The 24177-nt window shown below is 60.7% G+C and carries 20 protein-coding genes; 6 read left to right on the top strand and 14 right to left on the bottom strand.

Features of this window, described 5'->3' with window-relative positions; genetic code table 11:
• On the top strand, positions 1 to 228 hold a 228-nt coding region (locus AB4090_RS12800), incomplete at its 5' end, for a DUF4168 domain-containing protein (protein ID WP_369574274.1).
• A 171-nt stretch (positions 229 to 399) separates the two neighbouring features.
• Here AB4090_RS12800 and AB4090_RS12795 read toward each other — a convergent pair.
• Both AB4090_RS12795 and AB4090_RS12790 read right to left on the bottom strand, forming a co-directional pair.
• Entirely contained in the window at positions 400 to 633 is a 234-nt protein-coding gene (locus tag AB4090_RS12795) for a hypothetical protein (RefSeq protein ID WP_369574273.1), read from the bottom strand.
• A 66-nt stretch (positions 634 to 699) separates the two neighbouring features.
• Complete coding sequence (locus AB4090_RS12790; protein ID WP_369574272.1) at positions 700 to 2964, bottom strand: FdhF/YdeP family oxidoreductase; 2265 nt, start codon at positions 2962 to 2964, stop codon at positions 700 to 702.
• A gap of 158 nt (positions 2965 to 3122) precedes the next feature.
• On the opposite strand from AB4090_RS12790, the gene katG reads away from it, so the two are divergent.
• Together katG and AB4090_RS12780 are read left to right on the top strand one after the other, a co-directional pair.
• Positions 3123 to 5303, top strand: a complete 2181-nt coding sequence (katG, locus tag AB4090_RS12785; protein ID WP_369574271.1) for a catalase/peroxidase HPI — start codon at positions 3123 to 3125, stop codon at positions 5301 to 5303.
• Between the two features lie 175 nt (positions 5304 to 5478).
• On the top strand, positions 5479 to 7950 hold the full coding sequence (locus AB4090_RS12780) for a heavy metal translocating P-type ATPase (RefSeq protein WP_369574270.1): 2472 nt from the start codon (positions 5479 to 5481) through the stop codon (positions 7948 to 7950).
• 8 nt (positions 7951 to 7958) lie between these two features.
• Here AB4090_RS12780 and AB4090_RS12775 read toward each other — a convergent pair whose 3' ends face one another.
• Genes AB4090_RS12775 through alaC form a run of 5 tightly spaced genes read right to left on the bottom strand, consistent with a single transcriptional unit; the run spans position 7959 to position 14342 of the window.
• Complete coding sequence (locus tag AB4090_RS12775; RefSeq protein ID WP_369574269.1) at positions 7959 to 9725, bottom strand: DHH family phosphoesterase; 1767 nt, start codon at positions 9723 to 9725, stop codon at positions 7959 to 7961.
• A 2-nt stretch (positions 9726 to 9727) separates the two neighbouring features.
• Positions 9728 to 10687: a hypothetical protein gene (locus AB4090_RS12770; protein WP_369574268.1), complete on the bottom strand. Its 960-nt coding sequence runs from the start codon at positions 10685 to 10687 to the stop codon at positions 9728 to 9730.
• Entirely contained in the window at positions 10687 to 11826 is a 1140-nt protein-coding gene (gene thrC / locus AB4090_RS12765) for a threonine synthase (RefSeq protein WP_369574275.1), read from the bottom strand. Before thrC ends, AB4090_RS12770 begins: the two co-directional genes overlap by 1 nt.
• Positions 11827 to 11838: 12 nt before the next feature.
• On the bottom strand, positions 11839 to 13161 hold the full coding sequence (locus tag AB4090_RS12760) for a homoserine dehydrogenase (protein WP_369574267.1): 1323 nt from the start codon (positions 13159 to 13161) through the stop codon (positions 11839 to 11841).
• Complete coding sequence (alaC, locus tag AB4090_RS12755; RefSeq protein WP_369574266.1) at positions 13158 to 14342, bottom strand: alanine transaminase; 1185 nt, start codon at positions 14340 to 14342, stop codon at positions 13158 to 13160. Before alaC ends, AB4090_RS12760 begins: the two co-directional genes overlap by 4 nt.
• 87 nt (positions 14343 to 14429) lie before the next feature.
• On the opposite strand from alaC, the gene AB4090_RS12750 reads away from it, so the two are divergent.
• Positions 14430 to 14804, top strand: coding sequence for an Mth938-like domain-containing protein (locus AB4090_RS12750; protein ID WP_369574265.1), 375 nt, complete (start codon positions 14430 to 14432; stop codon positions 14802 to 14804).
• Between the two features lie 3 nt (positions 14805 to 14807).
• Here the strand turns inward: AB4090_RS12750 and rpoS are convergent, their stop codons facing one another.
• The 7 genes from rpoS to AB4090_RS12715 form a co-directional block, all read right to left on the bottom strand.
• Positions 14808 to 15740 (bottom strand): RNA polymerase sigma factor RpoS, encoded by a 933-nt coding sequence (gene rpoS, locus AB4090_RS12745; RefSeq protein WP_369574264.1) that lies wholly within the window; start codon positions 15738 to 15740, stop codon positions 14808 to 14810.
• A 2-nt stretch (positions 15741 to 15742) separates the two neighbouring features.
• Positions 15743 to 16441, bottom strand: coding sequence for a protein-L-isoaspartate(D-aspartate) O-methyltransferase (locus AB4090_RS12740; protein ID WP_369574263.1), 699 nt, complete (start codon positions 16439 to 16441; stop codon positions 15743 to 15745).
• On the bottom strand, positions 16417 to 17175 hold the full coding sequence (surE, locus tag AB4090_RS12735) for a 5'/3'-nucleotidase SurE (RefSeq protein ID WP_369574262.1): 759 nt from the start codon (positions 17173 to 17175) through the stop codon (positions 16417 to 16419). The genes AB4090_RS12740 and surE overlap by 25 nt, the downstream gene beginning before the upstream one ends.
• A gap of 83 nt (positions 17176 to 17258) precedes the next feature.
• Positions 17259 to 17774 (bottom strand): DUF4124 domain-containing protein, encoded by a 516-nt coding sequence (locus tag AB4090_RS12730; RefSeq protein ID WP_369574261.1) that lies wholly within the window; start codon positions 17772 to 17774, stop codon positions 17259 to 17261.
• A gap of 112 nt (positions 17775 to 17886) precedes the next feature.
• Complete coding sequence (glnA, locus tag AB4090_RS12725; RefSeq protein WP_369574260.1) at positions 17887 to 19302, bottom strand: glutamate--ammonia ligase; 1416 nt, start codon at positions 19300 to 19302, stop codon at positions 17887 to 17889.
• 152 nt (positions 19303 to 19454) lie between these two features.
• Complete coding sequence (locus tag AB4090_RS12720; protein WP_369574259.1) at positions 19455 to 20762, bottom strand: ATP-binding protein; 1308 nt, start codon at positions 20760 to 20762, stop codon at positions 19455 to 19457.
• Positions 20755 to 21459, bottom strand: coding sequence for a response regulator (locus AB4090_RS12715; RefSeq protein WP_369574258.1), 705 nt, complete (start codon positions 21457 to 21459; stop codon positions 20755 to 20757). Before AB4090_RS12715 ends, AB4090_RS12720 begins: the two co-directional genes overlap by 8 nt.
• Positions 21460 to 21621: 162 nt before the next feature.
• Between AB4090_RS12715 and AB4090_RS12710 the strand changes: the two genes are divergently transcribed.
• Complete coding sequence (locus tag AB4090_RS12710; RefSeq protein ID WP_369574257.1) at positions 21622 to 23088, top strand: efflux transporter outer membrane subunit; 1467 nt, start codon at positions 21622 to 21624, stop codon at positions 23086 to 23088.
• Positions 23085 to 24167 (top strand): efflux RND transporter periplasmic adaptor subunit, encoded by a 1083-nt coding sequence (locus AB4090_RS12705; protein WP_369574256.1) that lies wholly within the window; start codon positions 23085 to 23087, stop codon positions 24165 to 24167. The genes AB4090_RS12710 and AB4090_RS12705 overlap by 4 nt, the downstream gene beginning before the upstream one ends.
• Positions 24168 to 24177: the final 10 nt, after the last annotated feature.

Below are 24177 nucleotides of genomic sequence, written 5' to 3'. Positions count from 1 at the left end.
ATCAAGCAAATTCAACCAATTGATATGAAAGCCCATCAGGTAATCGCGAACAACAAATTGAATGCGACAGAAAAGCATCAGAAGTTACAAAGTTATGACAAACAAATCACTGCGGTTCTTGCTCAACACCATTTAACTCCGGTGCGATATGAAACGCTTCTAAAAAGGGCGGAGAGCGACCCTTCGTTTGCCAAACGCACAGAAGAAGATTTGCACAAAATAGGTTAGGATAAATAGTCCTAGACGTGACGTCCGTAATTTATTTTGAGGCTTTATAGGTCAGGTAATCTACCAATAGCGTCGGCATCAATTTTTTGGTGCCGATGATCATCACGGGCCAGATAATGTCGCTACTCTCCCCTGTCGTGCGGATTTTTTGCGCTCTTCTTCCATCCGAATTTACGTCACCAGATCTGGACACCCTCTAATTTCGCTGGCACAGCAGGCGATCTTTTGATCGGTAACGGCGAGTTTGCAACCATCTGTTGAAAGCCTGCTCGTCTTTGCCCAAAAAGCTGCGGCATGTAGCAAACTGTGGGATTTTTCGGGCGAATAAATCACTGCTTCAACCACAAAGAAATGTTCGGAGGCCGCGCTTACTGCCGGCAGCATCAGCGGGATTGTCGTTAGCATAGGGACTACTCTAAACAGACAAACTCCCACAGGCGTAACGTCCGGGAAAATAATCGACAAACATAGCTAGTGCGCCAAACGCACCGCAATGCCCTTGGAGGCAGGGGTCTTCGAGAGCTTGTCGTGCTCGCTGATAGGGATTAGCGGATTGAGCTCCGGGTAATAGCCGGCCACCGTTCCGCGCGGGATCTCGTAGGCGACTAGTTCCAAGCCATCGACCCGGCGTTCGATGCCATCTGCGGCATCCCCCAGCAACGAGACCTTTTGCCCTGCCCGAAGACCCGCATCGGCGATGTCCTCGGCGTGCATGAGGAGGACATCGCGGGTGCCCTCGATACCGCGGAAGCGATCGGAGTAGCCATAAACCGTGGTATTGAACTGGTCGTTGGAGCGCAAGGTGATGAGGCGATAACGCCCTGGCGCATCATCAAAGTCTAGCGCGTTGAGCCGCTCGGGTACGGTAAATTCCGCCTTGCCGCTCGGCGTTTTCCAAATACGCTCGCGCGCCGCATTCACCCGCCAGAAACCGCCAGGCTTTTGGATGCGGGCGTTGAAGTCGTGGAAGTCTTCCGGGTAGGTGGCGGCGATAAGATCGCGCACTCGACCATAGTCATCCTGCCAGTCTTCCCAGCGCAGCTTGGCATTGGGCTCCAAAGTTGCCTTAGCGATACCCGCGACAATGGCCAACTCCGAAAGTAGCTTAGGCGAGGCTGGCTCGCGGTGCCCCACCGAGGGATGAATCATGGAAAAACTGTCCTCAATGGTAACCATTTGATTACCCGTTTTTTGCTCATCAATCTCCACCCGCGACAGGCAAGGGAGGATGTAAGACTCTTTTCCCGGATATAGATGGCTGCGATTCAGCTTGGTGGAAACGGTCACCGTCAGCTCCTGCTCCGGCCAGACCTCCTGCAAACGGGCAATATCGGGCATGGCACGCAGCAGGTTACCACCCAAGCTGATGCTGGCAGCCACCTCACCGCGTAGCAACGCTTCGCCAACATCCACAATATGCATGCCGTCTTTCTGCGGCGGCTCGAAGTCGAAGAGCTCGCGCAACTTATCCATCGGTATGAGTGCTGCCTTTTCCGCGATACCCACCGTACGTTGCCCCTGTACGTTGGAATGCCCGCGCACCGGACAGCAGCCCGCGCCGGGGCGGCCAATGTTGCCGCGCAGCAGGAGGAAGTTGACCAACATGCCCACATTCACCGAGCCATGCACCTGCTGCGTCAGCCCCATACCGTAGACGCCAATCACCCGTTTGGCGGCGATGTATACTGCTGCCGCTGCACGCAGGGCGTCTTCCGTCAACCCCGTTTCCGCACAGATAGCAGACCAGGATGTCGTCCGCAGAAAATCCAGAAATGCCGCAGCGTCGTGGGTGTGCTCCGCCAGAAAGGCATGGTCGATGACCATTCCACCATTGGCCTCGTCCGCCTCGAGTACCGCTTTGCACAAGCCAGTGAGGGCGGCAATGTCCGAACCGGCGCGCAGTTGATGATATTGATCGGAGATCTGCGTTTCGTGACCGGTAAGCATGTCCGACACACTGCTCGGGTCGACAAAGGCCACCAAGCCTTGCTCACGCACCGGGTTGAAGGTGATGACCTTGGCGCCGCGCTTTTTCGCGTCTTTGAGGGGATGCAGAAAACGCGGTGAATTGACTCCGGGATTCTGGCCGAAGAAAAAGAAACAATCGGCCTCGGCCAGATCTTCCCAGATTACCGTGCCTACGGGCGAGCCGATCACCCGCTTGAGACCAACACTGGTGGTCTCGTGACACATATTCGAACTTTGCGGCAGGTTGTTGTTACCGTAAACGCGGGCCAGCAGGGCATACAGATAAGAGGCCTCCAGACCAGCATGCCCAGACGCATAAAACACCACCTGTTCGCGCGGCAGGCGGCGCAGGGCCTGGCCGATTGCGGCAAAGGCCTCGCCCCAACTGACCTCCACATAGCGATCCTGCTCGGCATCGTAGCGCAGCGGCGCGGTAAGACGTCCGGTCTTTTCCAATTCGTGGTCCGTCCAGTTGCGTAGTTCTGCAAGCGTGTGCTTGTCCCAGAATCGGGGCGTGCAACGCGCCGAAGTGGTGTCCCACAAGATCGCCTTGGCGCCGTTTTCGCAGAATTCGAAAGGGTGATAGTTGACCGGCTTCGGCCAGGCGCAGGAGGTACACATGCTACCACCGGGCTTATTCAGCCTTGCCAGGGTCTCTAAGGCAGCCGGCGTAGCCCAGCTTTCCCCATAGATGTGTACGATGCCTTCCACCGAACCCCAACCACCCGCCGGGGGTTTGGGCAGATTTACCTGCGAACTTTTTCCCATGTGCATTCTCCACTGTACTGCCACGCTTCTGAGTATAGAAAGACAAAGCATTCTCTGCCGAAATGCTGAGAACCATAAGCATTTGTTAATTTGACTCTGTCCAAGTATGGATTATATATTGGCCACGCAGGACAAACCACGAGCAAAAGGAGAGTGCCATGTCTGGAGAATGTCCGTTCCATCCCAACCCTACAGCCAATCAGCAAAAGAGTAACCGTGAGTGGTGGCCTAATCAGCTGAACCTAAAGATCTTGCACCAGTTCAGCCCAGTGACCAGCCCTATGGGCGGTAATTTTCACTATCGCCAGGAATTCAACAAGCTGGACCTGGCCGCCGTGAAGGCGGATCTCTTCGCCCTCATGCGCGACTCGCAGGACTGGTGGCCGGCGGACTATGGCCATTACGGTCCGCTCTTTATCCGTATGGCCTGGCATGCCGCCGGAACCTATCGCACTGGCGATGGCCGTGGCGGTGCGGGGATGGGCCAGCAGCGCTTTTCTCCCATCAATAGCTGGCCGGATAACGTTGGCCTCGACAAGGCCCGGCGCCTGCTCTGGCCAATCAAGCAAAAGTACGGTAACCGCCTGTCTTGGGGAGACCTCATTGTCCTGGCGGGAACCTGTGCCCTGGAGTCTATGGGGCTAAAGACTTTTGGCTTCGCCGGTGGGCGCGAGGATGTCTACGAACCCGACGAGTCGGTCTACTGGGGCCCAGAGGGAACTTGGCTCGGAGATCAGCGCCATGACGCCGCGTCCAATATCGACAACCCCCTGGCTGCCGTGCAGATGGGTCTGATCTATGTCAATCCCGAAGGACCGGGCGGCAAACCTGACCCCATGGCGTCCGCTCGGGAGGTACGCGAGACCTTTGCGCGCATGGCGATGAACGACTACGAAACCGTGGCTCTGACCGCCGGCGGACACACCTTTGGTAAATGCCACGGTGCTGGCGACGCGAGCAAGGTTGGCCCCGCCCCGGAAGGCAGCGCCCTAGAGAATCAGGGCCTGGGTTGGATTAGCAGTTTTGCCAGCGGCAAGGGCGGTGACCAGATTGGCAGCGGCCTGGAAGGTTCCTGGACGCCAACACCCACCACCTGGGACATGAGCTATTTCACGGTGCTCTTCGACAACGAATGGGAGAACGTCAAGAGCCCCGCTGGCGCTTCGCAGTGGACCCCCAAGCAGCACACCGACAGCAATATGGCACCAGCGGCAACCGATGCCAGCAAAAAGGTGCCGATCATCATGACCGATGCCGACATGGCGATGCGCTATGACCCAGAGTACGTCAAGATCTGCCAGCATTTCCGTAAAAACCCGGAAGAGTTCGCCGATGCCTTCGCGCGTGCCTGGTTCAAACTGACACATCGCGATATGGGACCAAAATCCCGCTACCTGGGGCCCGACATACCCGCCGAAGAGTTGCTCTGGCAGGACCCCTTGCCGGCCCTGAATCATTTGCTGGTTGATGCGCAGGACGTCGCGAAGCTGAAAGAAAAGGTGCTCTCCAGTGGCCTACCGGCGCGCGCTCTGATCTACACCGCGTGGTCGGCGGCCTCCAGCTTCCGCGGTAGCGACAAGCGCGGTGGTGTCAACGGCGCACGCATCCGTCTTGCCCCACAGAAGGACTGGGCGGTCAACGAGCCCGAGCAACTGGCACGAGTGTTGGGCAAGCTCGAAGGCATTCAGCAGGAGTTCAATGTCGGTGCTACGGGTGGCAAGAGGGTCTCGCTCGCCGATCTGATCGTCATTGCGGGAAATGCGGCGGTGGAAGAGGCGGCAAAAGCGGCAGGGTATCCGGTCACAGTGGCGTTTACTCCGGGGCGGGTGGATGCCAGTGCCGAGCAGACCGATGTCGCGGCCTTTGCCGTGCTCGAACCCTTTGCTGATGGTTTTCGCAACTATCTGCGTGCGGAATCTTCCATTCCCGCCGAGGACTTTCTGGTCGACAAGGCGCAGTTGCTACGCCTGAGCGCACCGGAACTGGTGGTGCTCCTGGGGGGCATGCGCATGCTCGATGCCAACTACCAGGGCAGTCGCCATGGCGTCTTTACCCATCGACCTGGGGTTCTCAGCACAGACTACTTCCGAAACCTCTTAGACATGAAGTATGTGTGGAAGGCCAAGGAGGGTGAACAGATCTTTGCCGTTTGCGATCGCGCCAGCGGCGCGGAGAAATGGACGGCCACGCGGGTGGATCTCGTTTGCGGTTCCAACTCACAGTTACGCGCTATCGCCGAGGTCTATGGTCAGGACGATGCCCATCAGAAGTTCGTCGAAGACTTCGCGCGTGCCTGGGCGAAGGTTATGCACGCCGATCGTTTCGATCTCGCGGTCTGACGTAGCTACTGACGACTCCGGGTCTGCGAATTCCGGAGTCGTCACCAAGCAAATCCCGCAGCAACGTCGCCCTCTAGTCCACATTTTGCTTTGAAAGCCGGGAAACTAAGCCAGCTCTACGGGCGAAAGATTTCCGCTTGACCTTATGAGCAAGTGCAAGGTTTACACTGTCCCCATGAACAGCACAGCGAAGCAAGAGCTTATCCGTACCCAGATCGCCCGCACCCCAAGCACGCAAAAGCTGCGGGTGGGGGTGACAGGGATGACCTGCGCCTCTTGCAGCAGCCGCGTCGAACGTGCCTTGAACAAGGTGGCGGGGGTAGAGGCAAGCGTCAATCTGGCTACAGAGACGGCAGAAATCCACTTCGACCCCGCGCAATCTGATGCCGCCGCCCTTGTGGCCGCGATCAGCAAGTCCGGCTACGGCGCAGTGACTGCCGATGCGCAGCTTGCGGTGCAGGGGATGACCTGTGCCTCTTGTAGCAGCCGGGTGGAGCGCACCCTGCGTCGTCTGCCGGGGGTACTGGAGGCCAGCGTCAATCTGGCAACGGAGCGCGCCGATGTCCGCTACCTGCCTGCCAGCATTTCCGTTGACGAAATGATCGTGGCCATCCAGGCGGCGGGCTACGGTGCCGAAAATCTGGCGGGCAACCAAGCGGGCAATGCAGAAAGTCGCAAAGCCGCTGGGCTGCGCGCCATGCGTCGTGATGTCGCGCTGGCTATTGGGCTGGCCATTATCGTCCTTATCCTGGCCATGGGTTCCGCCTTTTCCCCAAGCTTTGCGACCTGGCTTCAGAAACATGCGCCACTACCCGAATTCTGGGATGGCGTGCAATTTGCCCTGGCTAGTATCGTGCTCTTCTGGCCCGGACGCCGATTCTTCCGCCCCGGCTGGATCGCCTACCGACATCTGTCCCCCGACATGAATTCGTTGGTCGCCACCGGTACCGGCGCCGCCTGGTTGTATAGCAGTCTGGTGCTCTTCGTGCCCTTTGTGTTTCCGGCCAGCGCCCGGCATCTCTACTTCGACTCTGCCGCGGTGGTAATTGCCGCGGTATTGCTCGGCAAGTATCTGGAAGAAGTCGCCAAGGGGCGCAGCTCGGCGGCCATTCGTGCGCTCTTGCAGTTGCAAGCGAAAACGGCGCGGCGTATTGATGCCCAGGGCAAGGAAGAGGAGGTCCCGATTGCGCAATTGCGTTTGGACGATCAGATCCTGGTGCGTCCCGGCGAACGCATCCCTGCCGATGGCCGGGTGCTCGAAGGCAGCGCCCACGTTGATGAGTCGATGTTGAGCGGTGAACCCATTCCGCAGCGGCGCTCCATGGGCGCGGACGTGGTTGGCGGCACCTACTGCCAGGATGGGCGCTTGACGATTGCGGTTACCCGCTTGGGCAAGGATTCCGTGCTAGCACAAATCATCGCCATGGTGGAATCTGCGCAAACCGGCAAGCTGCCGATTCAGGGCCTCGCCGACCGCGTCATCCGTATCTTCTCACCGCTGGTTCTTGCCATTGCCTTGCTCGCTTTTCTCTTCTGGTCGCTGTACTCCGGCAACATCAGTCTGGCGCTGGCAACAGCGGTAGCGGTACTGGTCGTCGCCTGCCCCTGTGCCATGGGCCTCGCCACGCCCGCCGCGATCATGGTAGGCACCGGCCGCGCCGCCGAGCTGGGAGTGCTCTTTCGCAAGGGTAGCGCCCTGGAGATGCTAGCGCAGGTCGACACCATACTCTTCGACAAAACGGGCACCGTCACCCGCGGACATCCCGAACTGGTCGCCCAGGGCGGTGCCGCAGAGACTCTGGCTCTGGCCGCCGCCGTTGAGCGCGATTCCGAACATCCCATCGCCCGCGCCATCGGCAAGGCCGCCCCCGATGCACTGGATTCCGTGGAAGACTTTCGCGCGCTGCTCGGGCAAGGCGTGGAAGGCCGCATCGCCGACAACTGGGTGCGCGTGGGTACACGGGAATTTCTTGCCCAGCACGCCGTGGAAATACCCGCTGACGATGCGTTGCACGCACAGGAAGGGTCCGGTGCCAGCGTCGTTTTTGTCGCCCGCGACAGCCAATATCTCGGCTGGTTGGCGGTAGCCGATGCCCTGCGCCCGGAATCCGCGCAGGTTTGTGCGGCACTGCGCAAGATGGGGCTGCGCCTCGCCCTGGTAACGGGAGACAGCGAGGCTACTGCCCAACAGGTAGCCCAGCAGCTCGGCATCGAAGAAGTCCATGCGCGGGTATTACCCCAGGACAAGGCCAAGGTAGCCAAAAACCTGCAGACGCAGGGGCGGCGCGTAGCTTTTGTGGGAGATGGTATCAATGATGCCCCGGCTCTCGCCCAGGCGGATGTGGGCATTGCCCTGGCGAGCGGCACGGAGATCGCCATGGAAGCCGCCGATGTCACCCTCAGCCATCCGCATCTTGGCACCCTGGTCACCGCAGTCCAAGCCGCGCGTCAGACCCTTGGGCGCATTCGCGGCAATCTCTTCTGGGCCTTTTTCTACAACATTCTCTTGATTCCCCTGGCTGCTGGCATCTTCCTACCTTGGGGCGCCCAACTCAACCCCATGCTCGCCGGCGTGGCCATGGGTTTTTCTTCCATCTTTGTGCTCGGCAACAGCCTGCGCCTGCGCCGGATCAGTGCCTTTGCCTGAACTTGGCGTTACGTAGCACAAGGCTCCGCATGGCGGATCTGGAGTTGCAAACGCGATTCGCCGCGCCAGTCATTGCGCTCCAGGGCATAGGCAAAACGGATCGACTGGCCCGTCTGGATGGGACTCACGCCATCCTCGCTGGCAAAAAACCAAATGGCGTCAAAGTCCGCACCGGGCATGCGCAAGGCAAGCTTCAGGTGGCGGCCATCGCCCACCGGGCGCAGACTGGTCACCTCGCCCTCGCCAACAAAAAGCGGCGCCTCCCACTGGCGCCCGAAGGGCTCCAACTCAGCAATCTCTGCCAGCAGTTCGAGGCTTGGCAAGGACGTGAGAACACCATCAGTCCAGATCCGGGGGCCAAGGCGCTCGCTGGCAAAATGCGCCATAGCCAGCTCTGCCCAGGCGACAGAAAACCTCTCCAGGGCGCTGCGGCGCAGAGTCACACCACCAGCCCCAGCGTGGCCACCCCAGGCAACGAAGTCTTCGGGATGATCCACGGCGATCGCCGCCAGCGCATCCCGCACATGGAAGCTGCCGACCGTGCGCAGGGAAGCACTGACGAATTCTGGATCGTCTTTGGGCGAAAAGAAGGCCACCGGGCGACCCGTGGCTTCGACCAGCTTGGAGGCACAAATCCCCTGTACCCCGGCATGACCTTCGGGGTCAAAAATGCACAGCGCCGCGCGGCCAGCTCGTAGCTGTTCCTGCACTTGCGCCTGGGCGCCGCGCAGCATCTGCGCCTGCACGCTCTTACGCGCTTCGTTGTCTTCTTGCAGCACGGCAGCCAGAGTTTCGGCCTCAGGCAGGGTCTCGCTCAAAAACAGGCGCACGCTGTCTTCGGCGGAGTCCAGTCGCCCACGGGCATTGATCAGAGGGGCAAAACGAAAAGCCAAGGTCGCAGCATCGATCTGCGCGCCGCCACGGGCCAGGGCCATCAACGCCGTCCATACCGGCCGCCGGCGCGGGCCATTCATCAGGCGTAGTCCACGGGCGACGATGGCGCGATTGTTGGGCGAGCGCGCCAAGTCCACGCAATCCGCCACCGTACCCAAGGCGACCAGATCCAGCAGATGCCCGAGCTTCGGTGCATCCGTCGCGAGCAGCCCCGCCCTTTGCATCCCCTGCCGCACCGCACAGCAATAGAGCCAAGCAACGTGCACCCCGGCAATGAAGGGATCAGGGAAACGGCTATCGCGACGTACCGGGTTCACACAGGCCACGGCGGCTGGCGGCGGCCCAACCTCGGGAACCCCGTGATGGTCGGTGACAATGACGGTAAAGTTGGCATCACGCAGGCGGGCAATGCGTGCGTGATCGGTACTGCCCTGATCGGCGGTAATGACCAGTGCCGGGCGCGGCGCATTGGTGAGAATGCGGTCGGTAAGGTTCTCCGAAACACCATAGCCATCGCGCAGGCGATGGCCGATATAACTATGGATACGCTCTTCAGGCACACCAAAGTGGTCGCGAAAGGCAATCTTCAAGACCGCGTGGGCCGAGGCACCATCCGCATCAAAGTCAGAAATCAGCAGAATCGGCTCCTGCCGCCGCAAGGCACCTACGGTAGCCTGCACGGCGAGATCAATATCCGGGAGCAGGTCAGGGGGATTGATCTGCGCCACTCCGGCGCGCAGGAGATGCGTGAGTTGCCCGGCATGTTCCGCCCCCAAACGGCCGGCAATGAGGCGTGCCTGCAAGTGGCTATAGCCCAGCTCCAGAGCCGCATTTTCCACTTCATGGGCAACACGGCGCGTGCAAATTTCCGATCGCTGCATGGCTACCAGCTCCCCGATTGCGTCGCCGATCCCGGACGTCGGCGACCGCGCCAAAAGGCCCAGCGGCTTCTTGGCGACAAAAGCACATGTTCTATGCCGGCCGCCTGGGCAAGCAGGCCGGTGTACATATCAAGCGTTCCCCCGCGTTTGCGGAAATCGCTTAGCGCACTCTTCTCCTGCGCGAAACGCTGCGCCGTTTCCGGAAAGAGCCAATCTTCTGGCCATACCCACAGTAGCGCTTCTGGCCAAGAATTCGTTCCGGGTTCCCAGTCCGCAAGTCCCAGCCAGCGCCCCGCCGTCAGCAACTCCTCTTGCTGGGCCGCGAGATGCGTCCAGGATGTATGCGGGCGCTCGTATGGCAAGCTGCCCTCTCCCCAGGGCCAGAAATAACACCAGGGGTCTAGCCCTTGCGCGCTGCGCTTTTCGTTGACGGAATGCGCGGCGAGAAGCATCTGCAATTCGTTGAGGAAGGCGTGGAAGGCACGGGCATCACTGCCCCGGATCTGGCTCACCAGCGGTTCATGGCCCCAAACCGTATCGGGATCAGGGGTGTGCAGATCGAGTGGGGATGCCGCGTGCAGATACCAGCGCCGCTGGCCGCGCTGCAATTGCCAGGGGGTACCCGTAAAATGCGCCTTGGCTGCGGCCAGCAGGGCGGCGTCTTCTGTATCAGCCAAGCAAGCGACGGGTTGCAAGACCGCCCGCCCCGCCTGCCCGCCAATGGCCACCGGCTCCAGGGCCAGCACCCAATCTCCAGCGCAGTCTATCCCATCTTGCCAGGCGAGCAGGGCAGCAGCAGGCAAAGCTGCAGGAAAACCCAGCAAGCGACCGGCAGCTTCCAGTGAGGATTCTGCCGGCAGGCGCTCTGCACTCCCCTGGCCCCAGAGCTTAGGCAGCAGCGTACCCAAGTCTTCTTGGGGTACTACGTGCAATCCCCGCAGCCAGAGCCCTAATCGTGGCATCAGCGCTCCAGGATGGCGCGCTGCACCGCCTCCAGATTGGCATCCACCGTGACTACCGTGCCGCCCTGGGCAATGGCAGTGTCCGGGTCTTTCAGACCATGTCCGGTCAGGGTACAAACCACCGTCGCCCCAGCCTCAATTTTACCGGCGCGGGCAGCCGCCACCACGCCCGCCGCGGAAGTCGCCGAGGCCGGTTCGCAAAAAATGCCTTCGTGCTGTGCCAACCAGCGCTGCGCCTCAAGGATCTCTTCGTCGCTGTATCCAGCAAACCAACCACCACTCTCTTTTTCTACCTGATGCGCCTGCTCCCAGGACATCGGGCGGCCGATGCGGATGGCAGTGGCGATGGTCTCGGGGTCGCGCACAAAATCGCCAGCAATGAAGGGCGCACTGCCCGCCGCCTGAAAACCCAGCATCTTGGGGCGCTTGCCGGGCTTGCCATGACCGTAGGGACACTGGCCAGCGCAAAACTTACAGGCACCAGTGAGCACATCATTGGCGTCACAACGCGGGTCGGTCGCCTCGCAGTAGCCCATCCAGTGGGCAGTGATGTTGCCAGCGTTCCCAACGGGCAGGGCGTGGTAGTCCGGCGCCTCACCCAGCGCCTCGATGATCTCGAAGGCCGCCGTCTTCTGTCCCTGCAAGCGATAGGGGTTGACCGAGTTCACCAGGGTAATGGGGGCATTGGCCGCCACATCCTGCACAATCTGCATCCCGGCATCAAAATTACCACGAATCTGCAGCACCAAGGCACCATGCATCATCGCCTGGGAGAGCTTGCCCAAGGCGATCTTGCCCTCAGGGATAACGACGAAGGCGCGCATCCCCGCCCGAGCAGCGTAGGCCGCCGCCGCCGCCGAGGTATTGCCCGTAGAGGCGCAGATCACCATCTCGCTGCCGTCTTCCTTCGCTTTGGTGACCGCCATGGTCATGCCGCGGTCCTTAAACGAGCCGGTCGGATTCAAGCCCTCAAACTTCACAAAGAGGCGAATATCGATGCCAAGCTGGCGCGGCAGGTTGATACATTCGATGAGAGGCGTATTGCCCTCACCCAAGGAAACTGCTTCGGTTTCCGGGTTTAGGGGCAGGAAAGCACGGTAACGATCGATAATGCCAGTGTAACGGGTCATGTCGCAGATCCTTTGTAGAAATTAACCTTCGCCCAGGGCCTCAACGCGCAGGCGCAGCACCGGCGCAGTGACGACGGTCAGCGCCTCGATGCGAGCAATGGCCTGCTCCAGGTCGCCCTCCCGGCAGCGATGCAGGAGGAGGACGATAGGTACCGAAGCGGCTCCGGGGCGCTCGCGCTGCACCAGCGCCTCGATGGAAATCTGATATTCCGCCAGGATCGTTGCAACCTGCGCCAGCACGCCGGCACGATTCTCGGCCTGGATACGCAGGTAGTAAGCGCTCTCCACCGCCGCCATGGGCAGTAAGGGCAAGGGGCTCAGGGCATCGGCCTGGAAGGCGAGGTGGGGCACGCGATTGCTGGGATCGGCGGTCATGGTCCGCGCCACGTCCACCAGGTCCGCCACCACCGCGCTGGCGGTGGGGTCGCCACCCGCGCCACGACCATAGTAGAGGCTCTGTCCCGCCGCATCGCTGTCGGCGAGCACAGCATTGAAAGGGCCTTCCACATGGGCCAGCAAATGGTCCTGGGGGATAAGAGTGGGGTGTACCCGGAGCTCGACGCCATCGGCGCGCCGGCGCGCAATGCCCAAGAGCTTGATGCGATAGCCCAACTCTGCCGCGTACACCACATCTTCGCGCTGCAGGGCACGAATGCCCTCCACATGGCAATGAGCAAAATCCACCGGAATCCCGAAGGCAATGGAGGCCATCAGGGTAATCTTGTGCGCGGCATCGCCACCGTCCACGTCCAGGGCCGGATCGGCCTCGGCATAGCCCAGCTCCTGGGCCTTGGTCAGGGCCTCGGCAAAACTCCAGCCCTCGCGGAACATCTGCGTGAGGATGTAATTACTGGTGCCGTTGATGATACCCGCCAACCAGTGAATGCGGTTACCCGCCAACCCCTCACGAATGGCCTTGATGATGGGGATGGCACCAGCCACGGCGGCCTCGAAGGCCACCATCACCCCCTGCGCCTGGGCGGCGGCAAAAATCTCGTTGCCGTGCTCGGCAAGCAGGGCCTTGTTGGCGGTGACCACATGCTTGCCACTGGCGATGGCCGCCAAGATCAGCTCGCGTGCCAGCCCAGTACCGCCCATGACCTCGACCAGCACCTCGACATCAGGATCGCGTACTACCGCCCAGGGATCGGCGCTGACCTGGCCGGTAAAATCCAGCCCCTGCAAACGCTCCGGGTTGCGCACCGCGGCATGAACCACGCGCAGCTCCCGCCCCACGCGGCGGGTGATCTCTTCAGCGTTGCGCGTGAGTACCCGCACGGTACCCTGTCCAACGGTACCCATGCCGAGGATACCGACACGCACGGGACTGTTTTCCACACTCATCCCCAACCCTCACGAAACATCTGTTTAATGCCGCGGATGGCTTGGCGGGTACGATGTTCGTTTTCCACCAGACCAAAGCGCACATATTCATCACCGAGTTCACCAAAGCCGATGCCGGGGCTCACCGCCACCTTGGCGCGATCCAGCACCATCTTCGAGAACTCCAGCGAGCCGAGGCTGCGCAATTGCTCTGGAATACGCGCCCAGACAAACATGGTGGCCTTGGGACTCGCCACTTCCCAACCCGCCGCATTCAAGCCCTCGCAGAGCACATCGCGGCGCTGCTCGTACATCTGGCGGATGTCTTCCACGCAGTCCTGCGGTCCTTCCAGGGCGGTAATGGATGCCACCTGAATGGGCGTAAAGGTACCGTAGTCCAGATAACTCTTGATGCGCGCGAGGGCACCAATGAGCTTGGGATTGCCGGCGGCAAAACCGACGCGCCAGCCGGGCATGTTATAGCTCTTGGACAAGGTAAAAAACTCGAGACCCACATCCTTGGCCCCCGGCACCTGCAAGAAGCTCGGTGCCTGGTAACCATCAAAGACGATGTCGGCGTAGGCTAGGTCATGCACCACCCAGATGCGGTGCTCCTTGGCAAACTCGACGATACGCGCAAAGAAATCGAGATCCACCACTTCCGCTGTTGGATTGTGCGGAAAATTGATCACCAGCATCTTCGGCTTGGGCCAGGCCGCCTTCACCGCCTTTTCTAGTTCTTCGAAGAAATCGAGACCGGGGAGCATTGGTACGTGGCGCACGTCGGCGCCAGCAATGACAAAACCGTAGGGATGGATAGGGTAGGTAGGACTGGGTACCAGCACGGTATCCCCTGGTCCCATGGTAGCCAGCGCCAGGTGCGCTATCCCTTCCTTGGAGCCAATGGTGACGATGGCCTCGGATTCGGGATCGATGGAGACGCCATAGCGACGCTCGTACCAACCGGAAATCGCCTTGCGTAGGCGCGGGATGCCGCGCGAAACACTGTAGCGATGGGTGTCGCCGCGCTGAGCAGTTTCGCAGAGCTTGTCGACGATAAATTGCGGGGTCGGCTGGTCGGGGTTACCCATGCCGAAGTCGATGATGTCCTCGCCGCGCTTGCGGGCCTGCAATTTCAGGTCCGTGACAATGTTGAAGACATATGGCGGGAGACGTCGAATCCGCTCGAAATCGCTATTCATGGCTACCAGAACCCTGCCCTTGAGGCATCTACCAAAATCGAAGAACAATAGAGAGGCAAATGGATGCTGTCAATTGAGGAGGGAGGGATGAAACTACACCGACAGGTCGGCGGGCTACGGCATAGCCTACAGTCTTACGATGACCTGGGCTTTGTGATCGATGGCCAGCACTACAGCGGCGGCATCCTGCTCAGTCACGCCCTGCTCCAGCATCCCTGGGGGCCAGCACGGGCCGAACTACTCGGCGTCGCCGACTTTCAGCCACTGCTCGCCAATCCGCCGGAAGTCCTGTTGCTTGGCACTGGGCGCACACAACATCTCGACATCACGCTACTGCGGGAGCTACGCCGGGCAAACTTGGCGCTAGAGGTAATGGACAGTGCCGCTGCCTGCCGTACCTATGGCATTCTGTTAGCGGAAGATCGGCAAGTAGCCGTGGCGTTACTACCGATTAGTGCCTGAGGTCTAGGCAAAAAGGTTAAAGGGGTCGAGCCCCTCCGCCTCGATGCGCCGACGCAGCAATAGCAGACTTTCTACCTGAATCTGCCGCACCCGCTCGCGCGTCAGGCCCAGGCGGCCACCGACATCTTCCAGGGTGGCCCCATCGTTGCCATCCAAACCAAAGCGCCAGAACAGCACCAAGCGCTGCTTTTCCTCCAGTGACGCAATCCAGCCGTGTATGCGTTGCGTGAGATCGCTTTCGGCAAAGCGATCTTCGGGACCAGGCACCTCGGGGTCATGGACGATATCAGCCAAACCATGATCTTCGTCGCGTCCGCCGCCGGAGTCGAGGCTAGTGACCCGCCCATCCAGGTCTAGACACTGACGCACCTGCTCTACCGGACGCTCCAGCGCCGCAGCGACCTCCTCGGGGGTCGGATCGCGCTGCAACTTTTGCTCGAGGCAACGCGCAGTGCGCAGAATGGAGGAGATTTCTTTCATCACATGGATGGGCAAGCGAATGGTGCGGGTCTGGTTCATCAAGGCACGCTCGATGTTCTGGCGAATCCACCAAGTCGCATAGGTCGAAAAGCGAAAACCCTTTTCCGGGTCGAATTTACCCACGGCGTGGATTAGGCCCAGATTGCCCTCCTCGATCAAATCGAGTAGAGGCAACCCACGATTGATATAGCGCCGCGAGAGACGCACGACAAGGCGCAAATTACATTCGATCATGCGCTGCCGCGCTTTCGCATCACCCCGCTGCACCAAGCGCCCGAGCGTAATTTCTTCTTCGGCGGTGAGTAAAGGATTATGACCGATTTCCTGCAGATAGCACTGGGTGGCATCCCAATCTGGTCCATGGTCAGCGAAGACCGGGTCGGCTGCATCGTTGTCCTGAATACTGTCTTCTTCCAGTTCCAAATCCGATTGCAGATCCAGGGCTTCGGTGCTCATGCTCAGGCTCCTATGTGATCCTTCTGGTTGACTGTCCCAGAGAGTAGCGGGACAAAACGACATCCGCCGAGATCTTCCTCTTCGGCATCTTGTCCATTCCAACGATACAGTTTCAGACGCTGTTCATCAGCGACATCGGCCTGGGGCATGAGCAAGCACCCACCCGGAACCAGTTGATGAAATAACGGCGGCAGGGCGCAAGGAACAGCCGCGGTAAAAACGACTGCATTGAAGGGGGCAAGTTCCTCCCAGCCGCAACTACCATCCCCCAAACGCAGATGCACGGTTGGAATCTGCAAGCGCTGTAAAAGTTCCTTCGCGGCAATATGCAAACCTTCGACACGCTCAATGCTAAACACTTCCATACCCAAGGCCGCAAACAAAGCCGTCTGATACGCAGAGCCTGTACCAATCTCCAACACGCGCTGCGGCTCTCCGCTATCCAGCAGGGCAGCCAACATACGCGCGACGATCAATGGCTGGGAGATGGTCTGCCCCCAGCCTATAGGCAGTGACACCGGCTCATAGGCGCGGCTGGCCAAGGCCTCGGCAACGAAAAGGTGCCGCGGCACCTGTGCCATCGCCGTCAAGACCCGCTCGTTTTCGATACCGGCAGCGCGTAACGTAGCCACCATGCGCTCCCGAGTACGGGGCGAAATCATCCCCACTTCAGGATTCACGACGCGCAACAACGCAGCCATTGCGAGAGATCTTCCATGAAGCTGTAGCGGGTCATATCGAGATCAAGGGGGGTAATAGAAACACAGCCGCGACGCACGGCGTCAAAGTCCGTGCCGGGACCAGCATCCGCTTCCCGGCCGGACGGCCCGATCCAATAGACCGGTTCACCGCGCGGATCAGCCGCTGGCATGAGCATCTCGCTCTTGTGCCGCCGTCCCAGGCGCGTGACTTCAAAGCCACGCAGATCCGCGTAAGGCAAGTCCGGGACATTGACATTGAGGATGGTGTCGCCAGGAAGAGGATTTTCCAGCAAACCGCGCAGCAAGTCTGCGGCAACGCGTGCCGCACTGGCAAAGTGCTCTGGCTCGCGCCCAACCAGGGACACTGCCATAGCTGGCATGCCGAGATGACGCCCTTCCATGGCCGCAGCGACAGTGCCGGAGTACAGCACGTCGTCGCCCATGTTGGCGCCGCGATTGATGCCGGAGACCACCATCTCCGGTGGCTCAGGCAGGATCCCAGTGGCCGCCAGATGCACACAATCGGTGGGCGTGCCGCCGACTAAATAGTGGAAACCGTTGAGCCCCTTGCGTACCCGCAGCGGTCGGTCGAGGGTAAGAGAATTGCTGGCCCCACTGCGATCCTGTTCCGGCGCCACCACCTCGATGCTACCAAGTGGTTGCAAGGCCTCGGCCAGGGCAGCCAGACCAGGAGCCAGATAACCATCATCATTACTGAGAAGGATTCGGGGCATAGACCATCCATAGCTGGAGACCGGCTTGCGATCTGCAGCTTGCTGATCGCCAAACTATGGTACGCCAGCCACTAGCAAGTGGTCTAGCTTTGCGGTCCCATTGTATCTGCGCCAGCGGACCCCTGTTGCAGTTGATGCTGCAGTAGAAGCACCCGTAATTGCGCATCGTGCACTGCCTGCTTCAGACTATCTATCCGCTGCAGGTAACGTGCGTAGTTACGCTCATTGCCATAACGCACCGCTTTCCCTTTTTCATACGCCTGGGTGGCCTGCAGAAGCTGCAGTCGCGCAGCCGCCAGTTCCGTTTCGAGCACACGATGTTCACGCGCGTCGGCATGCAGCGGCTCCCTTGCCTCCGGCTTGGGCGGCATCGCCACCGGTGCGGCGGGCTCACTACTGGTACTGGGCGCTGTCACCATCGGCATCCCATCAAGGGTCTCCACATGGCTTGCATTCGCTGGCGGATTTTCGCCATAACTTACTACTCCACCTGGAGAGACCCAGCGATAAATTGTCGCCTCGGCATCGACCGCCGAGCCGGCCAGCAGAAGAGAAACAAAAAGCAGTGCCACGCCAACGCCGAGTTTGGATTGCTGCATGATCAGACTCCTGTAACCTCGCTGTAGGAGGCAATTAGAGCAAGAAAGGAACTGCCGCAAGATGCAAAAAACCCCGCCAAGGCGGGGCTCCAGCGGCAGAACCCGCATCAGCTCAAAGGCTGTAGTACATCTGGTATTCGACCGGGTGGGTGGTGACGCGCAGGGCCTGGACCTCGGCCCACTTCACTTCCAGATAGCCTTCCAGCCAGTCCGGGGTAAAGACGCCGCCCTTCATCAAAAACTCATGATCGGCTTCCAACGCCCGCAGGGCCTCTTCCAGGGAGGCTGCCACACCGGGGATCTTCTCCTGCTCTTCGGCGGGCAGATCATAGAGGTTCTTGTCCATGGCATCGCCGGGATGAATCTTGTTCTGGATGCCATCCAGGCCCGCCATCATCATCGCCGCAAAGGCCAGATAGGGGTTGGCGGTAGAGTCCGGGAAACGCACCTCGATGCGCCGCGCCTTGGGATTGCTCACATAGGGGATGCGGATGGAGGCCGAACGGTTCTTGGCTGAGTAGGCGAGCAGCACTGGTGCTTCAAAGTGCGGCACTAAGCGCTTGTAGCTGTTGGTACTGGGATTGGTGAGGGCGTTGATGGCCTTGGCGTGCTTGATGATGCCGCCAATGTAGTACAGGGCCAGTTCCGACAGACCGCCATAGGCATCACCAGTAAAGAGGTTCTTGCCATCCTTGCCCAGGGACTGATGCACGTGCATACCGCTGCCGTTGTCGCCGACGATGGGCTTGGGCATGAAGGTGGCGGTCTGCCCATAGGCGGCGGCGACATTGTGGATGACGTACTTGAGGATCTGCACCTCGTCGGCCTTGCGGGTGAGGGTGCTGAAATTCACGCCAATCTCGTGCTGGCCGGCGGTGGCGACTTCGTGGTGGTGCACCTCTACCGTCAGGCCCATCTCTTCTAGGGCCAGGCACATGGCCGAGCGCAGGTCTTGGGCAGAATCCACGGGAGGCACGGGGAAGTACCCGCCCTTGACGCCGGGGCGATGGCCCATATTGCCCGATTCGTATTCCTTGCCCGAGTTCCAGGCCGCCTCTTCGGCATCGACCTTGTAGCCGCAGCCGCTCATGTCGATGTGCCAGGTCACGGAGTCAAAGACAAAAAACTCATTCTCGGGGCCGAAGTAGGCGGTATCGGCAATGCCGGTGCTCTGCAGATAGGCCTCGGCGCGTTTGGCCACCGAGCGGGGATCACGCTCATAGCCCTGGCCGGTGGCGGGCTCGATGACGTCGCAGCGGATAATGAGGGTGACTTCGTCGGTGAAGGGATCGAGCACCGCCGATTCCGCCTCGGGCAGGAGGATCATGTCCGACTCGTTAATGCCCTTCCAGCCAGTGATGGAAGAGCCGTCGAACATCTTGCCTTCGACAAAGGTCTTTTCTTCGATGGTATGGGACGGCACCGAGACGTGCTGCTCCTTGCCCTTGGTGTCCGTAAAACGAAAATCAATGAACTTTACGTCTTTGTCAGCAATCAATTCCAACACATCTTTCGGGCTGTACCCCATGAGCTTCTCCTTTACGGCACTCGTTAGCAAAGCACGCCCCAAATTGGGGCACCAATCCGCTAAGTGTACGGCGGAATCTTTGCGGCGCCTAGGGTGGGTGAGTCTTGTGGGTGAGTCTTGGCGATAGGGTCACGCTCGCCAATGCACACTCCCTACCGATGCAGCGAGTGCTTGGGCGACAGCACCGAAGCTTCACCGAGCAATATCGGCAGGCAAATACACACCTGCAGACCTCCTCCTGCGGCTTCGGCAAAAATCAACCGACCACCATGCCAGTGCAAAATACGCTGACTGAGACGCAAACCAAGTCCCATGCCACGCGCTTGGCCAGGCGGTAGAACTTCGCGCCCAAGAAGAGCCAAGCGCTCGGCGCTGACGCCGGGTCCATGATCTTCGATGATCCACACCAATTCTGTCTCCACTTGGTGCCAACGCAAATCGAGCCGACCATCACCATATTGGCGGGCGTTGTCCAGGAGATTGCGGAACACCCGCTCCAAAGCCAACGGCTTGTAGCGCAATGGGCTGACCCCTTCTGGCAAATATTGCGCACGCACTTCCAGGCCATACTCGTCCGCAGCGAGATCGACCAATCGCGTAAAAAGTTGCGCAGCATCTCCCGTAACAAAGGGTTCTTCTTGTCCACTGCGGACCACGGCAAGAACGCGATCGATGCGACCGTTGAGGTCGTCGATATCGTTGAGCATCTCTTCCCGCTGCGCCAGCAACTGCCGGTCGGAAAGCCCCAAAGCCACCGCCAGCCGGGAGAGCGGGGTGCGCAGTTCATGCGAAATAGCCGTAAGTAAGACCTGTCGTTCCTCATACAGATCATGTAGGTCGTTGGCCATGTTCTCCATGGCCCGCTCCACGGCAAGCACCTCGCTGGGTCCACCGACGCTGCCCTCTATCTGCGGGGCGGCACCCTGACCGATGGCGCGCGCCTTGCGCGCCAAACGGGTGAGGGGACGATTGATCTGCCGTACCACCAGCAAAACGCCGACCAGAGTCACCAGCCAGACCAGGCCAAGGCGAAAAGCGAGAAACCACCAGCCGCCGAGATCCAGACTCGGTAGAGGCAAACCCAGCCAAGGCTCGCCATTTTGGCCGCGAATCCAAATGCGGGTTTGGCCATTCGCCAGAGGTTCCACGCGAAATTGCGCGCCGTGCGCTTGCCGCTCCCACTGGGCCGCCGTCATTTGTAGAAAATCCGCTTTGGGAACTCTTCCGGGTAGCGCGTAGGGCGGGGCCGTCACCATACCCGGAGGGAGCGGGCCGGCTCCCCGCTGGTACAGGGCATAAGCGCCATTGAGAAGCGAGCTCAAGCGAGTAGCTGCCGGATGCAGAACCTCCCGCTGATACATTGCCCAAACAGCGACCTGGCTACCCAGAATGAGCAGACTTAACAACAGGGCAAAACGCGCGAAACTAGACCGCGGCCAGGGTAGCTTCCAATCAAGCATCTGGACAGAGAAACACGTATCCGTGTCCCCAAACGGTTTGCAAGTATCGAGGATGCGTCGGATCCTCCTCCAGTATCCGACGCAGGCGGGAGATTAGTACGTCAATACTGCGGTCGAAAGACTCCCAGCGCCGGCCCCGGCTGAGCAGCAACAATTGTTCCCGAGACAAGGGCTGGCCCGCGTGTTCGGCCAATAGCAGCAACAGGTCCATCTCACCGCTGGTCAAGCGTTGGGCGACCCCATCCCGAAACAGGGTGCGGGCATTGAAATCGATGCGGAAGGGGCCGCATTGCAAGGCCTCCCGTGTGCCGGTGACCCGCCGCGTGCGCGGCTGCAGGCGGCGCAAAATGGCGTGGATGCGCGCCAGGAGCTCGCGCGGGTTGAAAGGCTTGGGCAAATAGTCGTCGGCCCCCATCTCCAGGCCTAAAATTCGATCCACTTCATCCCCCCGGGCCGTCAACATCAAAACCGGTACATCACTCTCGGCGCGCAGGCGGCGGCACAAACTGAGGCCATCCTCGCCGGGCAAACCCAGGTCGAGAACAATCAAATCGACGGATTGCTGACGCAGAAAACTGCTGATTCGCGTGCCATCCGCCAGCCCATGCACGGCAAAGCCTTGCTCTTGCAGGTAGGATTCCAAAAGGCTGCGGAGGCGCAGGTCGTCGTCGACGATAAGCAAGTGTTGAGTAGCCATGTGCTAATTCTAACGCGTTCGCCCCGAAAATGCGGAGCGCATCTGGTAACTGTTTGCAAATCAGCGGCGTCATTTACATTTGGTTTACGTTTGCTTACCTCTTGGCAAGGAATTCCTGCCGGGGCGAGAGATAGAGTGGCAAGGTCTTTCAGGAGCCTGCCCATGCCCGTATTCCGTCCGGTCTTTTTTGCTCTGTGTGCGTTCAGCCTCGCTGGCTGCGCCGTCGGTCCCCATCTGCCGACGCCCCCGGTCTCGACGCCGACGCGCTACACCGCGCAGTCCATAGCCCACGGGGCGCAGGCCGTGCGCTGGACTCGGCAGGAGCAAAAAGACTGGTGGAACCTGCTGCACTCGCCCTTGCTGGATCACTACATTGCCGAGGCACGCAAGGCCAATCCTGATCTGCAGGCGGCCCAAGCGAGTCTGGCACGAGAGCAGGCCCTGGTGGGGGTGGCCGAGGGAGGGCTGATGCCCCAGGTGGATGCGGGTGCCGGGGTGAGCCGGGAGCGGGCGTTGCGCACGGGGGCCAATGGCGGCAGCGCCTATCGCATCCCTGGCAACCCCTACAGCCTGCTTTTGGGCACCCTCAGCATCAGCTACGCCCCCGATCTTTTTGGTCGCCAGGCCGACCAAATCCACGCCGCCAAGGCCCGCGCCGCTATTGCTGAGGCGCAATGGGAGCAGGCCCAGGTCTTTCTCGCGGCGGCGGTCAGCCAGGTCGTCATCAGCGGTGCCGAGGCCAATGCCCAGTGGCAGGCAGCACGGCAGATTGCCGGGGCCGATACCCGCCTGCTGCAGCTCTTGGAGCAGGAGTACCACCTGGGGGCGACGAATTTGCAGACCGTGGAGCAACAAAAGGCCATTGCTGCCGCGGCGAAGGCCCGTATCGCCCCCCTGGCGGCCCAGCGTTCGGCGGCGCAGCACGCCCTGGCCGCGCTACTCGGGCGCAATCCCGACAGCGCCCTGCCCTTGCCCAGGCTGCGGGACCTGCAACTGCCTAATCCCCTACCCACCACCCTGCCCTCGGCGCTGCTGGAGCAGCGACCGGACATCGTGGCGGCGCGGGCGGCCCTGGATGCCGCCGCCGCCGAGGCCAAACTGGCGGCGGCCGACCGCTATCCGCAGATCAGCCTGAGTGCCAGCATTGGCAAGGCGGCCCAGAGCGGGGCCTTGTTCTTCAACCCGATGTCTACCCTCTGGTCTTTGGGGGCGAGCCTTGCCGCCCCCATTTACCATGGCGGTGCCCTGGCCGCCCAGGAAAAGGCCGCCGTCGATCAATATCAAGTGCGCAGCGCCCAATACCGGGGGACGGTACTAACGGCCTTTCGCCAGGTGGCCGATGCCTTGCGCACCTTGCAGGCTACGGATAGCGCCTACACCCAACAGGTGACCGCCCAGACGGCGGCCAAAGCCGCCCTGCAACTGGCCCAGGCACGCTATCGCGATGGCGATACCGCCTACCAGACCGTCCTCAATGCCGAAATTGCCTATCAACAAGACACCGTGGCGGCTATTCAGGGGCGCAGTCAGCGCTATCTGGATAGTGTCGGCCTCTTCCTTGCCCTGGGGGATGGCTGGACCCCCGCTGCCACTCCTGCCCAACCCGCCCATTCTGGAGCCCAATCATGAAAAAAGCCTTTTTGCTGGTGGGCATTGCCCTGGTCCTGCTCGTTGTGGTGGTGGGGGGAAGCTATTTCTGGCGTCAGCGGCAGTTGCACGCGGCCCTGCAAGCCGCAGCCAACCCGCTGGTTACGGTCTCGGCCACCAAGGCCGAAGAGAAAAGCGTAGCGCCCGAGGCGACAGCGGTGGGCCAGGTAGTGGCCCAGGCGGGTGCGGTGCTCAGTCTGCAAACGGCAGGGGTCATTACCGGGCTGGAGTTTCATTCCGGGCAAGCGGTGCAGGCGGGGCAGACCTTGTTGCAGGTCAACCCCGGTGCCCTGCCCGGCCAGTTGCAGGAGGCCCGTGCCCAGGCGGCCCTGGCCCAGAGCAACTTTGCCCGTGCGCAAAAGGTCTATGCCATCCACGGGATATCTACAGCGGCCTTGGACAAGGCCCAATATGACGCCGCGGCGGCGGCAGGCAAGGTCCAGGCCCTGCAAGACGAACTTGCCAACACCCAATTGCGCGCGCCCTTTGCTGGTGTGCTCGGCCTACGCCAGGTGAATGTGGGCCAGTACCTGACGGCGGGCAGCCCCGTGGTCAGCCTGGAAAATCTGCAAGCCCTGTCAGTCGACTTTACCCTGCCTCAGCGTTCGGCGCGGACCCTGCACCCCGGTGCCCAGGTGACGGTGCAAATCCATGACGGTGACCGGGTGGAACAATATGACGCGACGGTGACGGCGGTATCCAGCCATGTGGATGCAGACAACCGCGCCTTGGCCCTGCGCGCCCGCATTGCCAAGCCCACGGGCTTGAAGCCGGGGATGTATGTGCAGGTGCGCCTGCAGCAGGCCGCCCCCCAGGCCCAGGTGATGATCCCGACGGTGGCAGTGAGCTTCCACAGCTACGGGGACTTTGTTTACGTGCTCAAGCCCGGCCCCAAACACACCCTGATTGCCCACGAGCAGCCCGTGGAAACGGGCAGCCAGGTAGGCCAGATGACCGTCATCCGCTCGGGCTTGCAGGCGGGTGATGAGGTGGTCACCGCCGGTCAGGTCAAACTGCGCAATGGCGATGCCGTGCGTATCAACAATGCCGTGACCCTCTGAGGAAGGCATC

The organism is Acidithiobacillus sp. IBUN Pt1247-S3, from assembly GCF_041146875.1.
Classification (GTDB): domain Bacteria; phylum Pseudomonadota; class Gammaproteobacteria; order Acidithiobacillales; family Acidithiobacillaceae; genus Igneacidithiobacillus.
The sequence above is the reverse complement of the archived record's forward strand: the minus strand, read 5'-3'. Positions and strand labels throughout refer to the sequence as shown.

Excerpts from the sequence above, each read along its gene's own strand:
- AB4090_RS12795 (WP_369574273.1), bottom strand. The coding sequence starts at position 633 with ATGCTAACGACAATCCCGCTGATGCTGCCGGCAGTAAGCGCGGCCTCC.
- AB4090_RS12790 (WP_369574272.1), bottom strand. The coding sequence starts at position 2,964 with ATGGGAAAAAGTTCGCAGGTAAATCTGCCCAAACCCCCGGCGGGTGGT.
- katG (WP_369574271.1), top strand. The coding sequence starts at position 3,123 with ATGTCTGGAGAATGTCCGTTCCATCCCAACCCTACAGCCAATCAGCAA.
- AB4090_RS12780 (WP_369574270.1), top strand. The coding sequence starts at position 5,479 with ATGAACAGCACAGCGAAGCAAGAGCTTATCCGTACCCAGATCGCCCGC.
- AB4090_RS12775 (WP_369574269.1), bottom strand. The coding sequence starts at position 9,725 with ATGCAGCGATCGGAAATTTGCACGCGCCGTGTTGCCCATGAAGTGGAA.
- AB4090_RS12770 (WP_369574268.1), bottom strand. The coding sequence starts at position 10,687 with ATGCCACGATTAGGGCTCTGGCTGCGGGGATTGCACGTAGTACCCCAA.
- AB4090_RS12760 (WP_369574267.1), bottom strand. The coding sequence starts at position 13,161 with ATGAGTGTGGAAAACAGTCCCGTGCGTGTCGGTATCCTCGGCATGGGT.
- alaC (WP_369574266.1), bottom strand. The coding sequence starts at position 14,342 with ATGAATAGCGATTTCGAGCGGATTCGACGTCTCCCGCCATATGTCTTC.
- AB4090_RS12750 (WP_369574265.1), top strand. The coding sequence starts at position 14,430 with ATGAAACTACACCGACAGGTCGGCGGGCTACGGCATAGCCTACAGTCT.
- rpoS (WP_369574264.1), bottom strand. The coding sequence starts at position 15,740 with ATGAGCACCGAAGCCCTGGATCTGCAATCGGATTTGGAACTGGAAGAA.
- AB4090_RS12740 (WP_369574263.1), bottom strand. The coding sequence starts at position 16,441 with ATGGCTGCGTTGTTGCGCGTCGTGAATCCTGAAGTGGGGATGATTTCG.
- surE (WP_369574262.1), bottom strand. The coding sequence starts at position 17,175 with ATGCCCCGAATCCTTCTCAGTAATGATGATGGTTATCTGGCTCCTGGT.
- AB4090_RS12730 (WP_369574261.1), bottom strand. The coding sequence starts at position 17,774 with ATGCAGCAATCCAAACTCGGCGTTGGCGTGGCACTGCTTTTTGTTTCT.
- glnA (WP_369574260.1), bottom strand. The coding sequence starts at position 19,302 with ATGGGGTACAGCCCGAAAGATGTGTTGGAATTGATTGCTGACAAAGAC.
- AB4090_RS12720 (WP_369574259.1), bottom strand. The coding sequence starts at position 20,762 with ATGCTTGATTGGAAGCTACCCTGGCCGCGGTCTAGTTTCGCGCGTTTT.
- AB4090_RS12715 (WP_369574258.1), bottom strand. The coding sequence starts at position 21,459 with ATGGCTACTCAACACTTGCTTATCGTCGACGACGACCTGCGCCTCCGC.
- AB4090_RS12710 (WP_369574257.1), top strand. The coding sequence starts at position 21,622 with ATGCCCGTATTCCGTCCGGTCTTTTTTGCTCTGTGTGCGTTCAGCCTC.
- AB4090_RS12705 (WP_369574256.1), top strand. The coding sequence starts at position 23,085 with ATGAAAAAAGCCTTTTTGCTGGTGGGCATTGCCCTGGTCCTGCTCGTT.